Raw genomic sequence first — 2,748 nt, 5'->3', positions numbered from 1 at the left:
ATTTTACTTTGATTGTTGCCATACTATTTTGTTTTTGGGATTTACATTGCGAAGCTAATGAAGAAGCGAGGAATAATTAAGAATGAAAAATTAAAAATTAAAAATTAATAGTTGGGTTTAGGGTTTAGCGTTTAGTGTTTAGGGTTGAGAGGGAGGATTTTTTAGACGCGGATGACGGGGATGAGGCGGATTTAAAAATAGGAAACAGGGAAGCGATGGAGGTGAAAGCTGGGATTTTGAGTCGGATGGATTAAAATAATATCAGTTCGGGTTTATAAATAATAGTTTTTTCGTAATTTTGTGTTTATGTATAACCATTACTGACTCAAGTGGCGGATTGACTTAAGCTTGCAGGGGTTAAGGAGGTAGGGACAGGATTGCTCGTTTGGGGCAGATAATACCTTTGTTCTCAAGTAAGATTTTGTTGCCGAAGCATGAGTGATTGATAATTTCCGGTGGAATGTTTGAAAGAATTATAATAGAACGATTCAGAGGCATACGATATGCCTGCATTGAAAACTTTGGGCGGGTAAACCTGTTCTTTGGGAAGAACAATTGTGGGAAATCGTCTTTGCTGGAATCGCTGTTCTTGGCCAGTGGGCTGTCTAACCCGTTGCTCCCTTTCCAGATCAACCTCATGCGTGGTTATGGGAAATTTCAGTTGAACGATATGCGGCTGGATTTCTATAATTTAGATACTACCCAACCTATACATATCCAATTGGAGAACGGTGAAACACGTGATTTAAGTATTTCTTTCTTTGAGCAAAGTTCGGACACGGTTTCCATTCAGCCGGATGCGGCAAGCAGTCTTTCGAATGTGGCAGAAGGCAATTATGGCTTGAAATTTGATTTTAAGGTTAACGGCGTTCCGTATGCGTCCCAGCTACGTTTTAATCCGAAGGATACCAATGATGTGACCCGTGTGCTGGATAACAATTATTCTGAAGCATTGCGTTGCACTTATCTAAGTCCCAAATATGATTTCAATGCATCTATTCAGGGATTGAAAAACGTACAGCAGAACAAGGATGAGCATTTTATAGTAGAAGGCCTGAAACTGATAGAGCCCCGTATAACTGATTTTATATTTACGGACAACGAAATGCTGGTGGATGTGGGTCTTGGCAAGCGTATTCCGGTCAATATGATGGGAGACGGTGCGCGGAAAATCGTTTCTCTTCTGACTGCCATTTATGATTGTAAGGACGGAGCCTTGTTGGTGGATGAAATCAGCAATGGTTTCCATTATTCGGTGATGTGCGATTTGTGGAAGGTGCTAATCAATGCTGCGGTTCGGAATAATACTCAGCTGTTTGTCACCACGCACGATATTGATTCGATAAGAGGACTTCGCGATGCTGCAAAAGGTGAATATAGTAATCTTGTCACCGCTTTTAAACTGCTGAGAACTTCGGATGACGAATTGAAGGCTTATCATTATTCATTGGAGAGTCTGGATTATTCCATCAATCAGGAAATTGAAGTGAGGTGACGCAAGCTGAAGGAGGCTGGTGGGAAGCGGCTGGCTTGAAAAATAGAAAATACTCGGTTGTTTATGAACAGAATCTTTATTGAAGCTAAGAATAATAAGACATCGGAATTCCATTTTTTGAAAGCAATCTTGAATCGTTTTTTCCCGGATAAGGAGGTTGGCTTTATTTTTATGGATGGGATTGATAATCTGTTTAACGAGGCTATTCGTAATCAGATGGCTTTGGCGCGGGAGAGCGGTGAACAGGTATTGGTGTTTGTGGATGCTGATACGGAGGCTAAAGGCTGGGGATGTCAGAAACGTAAGGCTGCCATAGAGAAAGGAAGTTCGGACCATGATGTATCTTTTCCTTATTTTTTGTATCCGGACAATCAGTCGGACGGAGATGTGGAGACGTTGATGGAATGTGCTGCAAGGCGTGATTTGCATCGTGTGTTTTTTGACTGTTTTGAGGACTATGAAAAATGCGTGTCAGGTGTGACAGATGATAAAGGGGAGGCGTTGTATAGTGTACCTAATTTGAAGGGCAAGCTGCATACTTATATAAACTCACAGCGGTTGAGCAACACTCAGCGGAAAAGGCTGGGGCATGGTGACTGGCTTTTTGAGGAAAATATGTACTGGAACTTGGATATTGATGCCTTGCAACCGATGAAAAAATTTTTAGAGGACAATTTGGTGTGATGTAAAAGTGGGGATGGAGCAGCCGTGCTGAGAGTTTAGGGCTTAAGGTTGAGGGGGATTTTTTAGGCACGGATGGCGGGGATGATGCGGATTTAAAAATTAATCTGGACGAATTACGATTATATAGGTAGAGACGCAAAATTTTGCGTCTCTACACACATACACACACCTGCAAATTACGTTAATCAATTAATAATGAATAATTAAAATATTCGAATCGTCGCAGATTACGCAGATTATCACGGACTGAAAATAGAATCTGCGTCCTCCGTGTTATCCGTGTCTAAAGAATCCCCCTCACCCCCCACCGCTCACCCCTCAACTTTTAATTTTTCATTGATTTTCCTCCCCTCCCCACTAAAAAAATCTTTTTTTGCTTGTTTTTCTCGTTTCGGAACTATATCTTTGTGATATCAAAATGATATTATGATTTTTGTGAAACTTATATCTAAAACTGAAATAATATGGAAACGAAAGAAGTGAATTTTACAGGTTTCAAGATGAATGGGTTTCTGGCCCTTTTCCTCTTTTTGTTTGTGTGGGCAGGACTTACGGCATGGTGCTTCGTG

At 40.9% G+C, this 2,748-nt stretch carries 2 protein-coding genes; both read left to right on the top strand.

The window, feature by feature from the left end:
* The first annotated feature begins 460 nt into the window (after positions 1-460).
* Positions 461-1,495, top strand: a complete 1,035-nt coding sequence (locus tag QVP67_RS02395; protein ID WP_022161958.1) for an AAA family ATPase — start codon at positions 461-463, stop codon at positions 1,493-1,495.
* A 63-nt stretch (positions 1,496-1,558) separates the two neighbouring features.
* Positions 1,559-2,179 (top strand): DUF3226 domain-containing protein, encoded by a 621-nt coding sequence (locus tag QVP67_RS02390; RefSeq protein ID WP_022161957.1) that lies wholly within the window; start codon positions 1,559-1,561, stop codon positions 2,177-2,179.
* Positions 2,180-2,748: the final 569 nt, after the last annotated feature.

The organism is Bacteroides sp. CAG:633 (genome assembly GCF_000435115.1).
Taxonomy (GTDB): domain Bacteria; phylum Bacteroidota; class Bacteroidia; order Bacteroidales; family Bacteroidaceae; genus Bacteroides; species Bacteroides ndongoniae.
The sequence above is the reverse complement of the archived record's forward strand: the minus strand, read 5'-3'. Positions and strand labels throughout refer to the sequence as shown.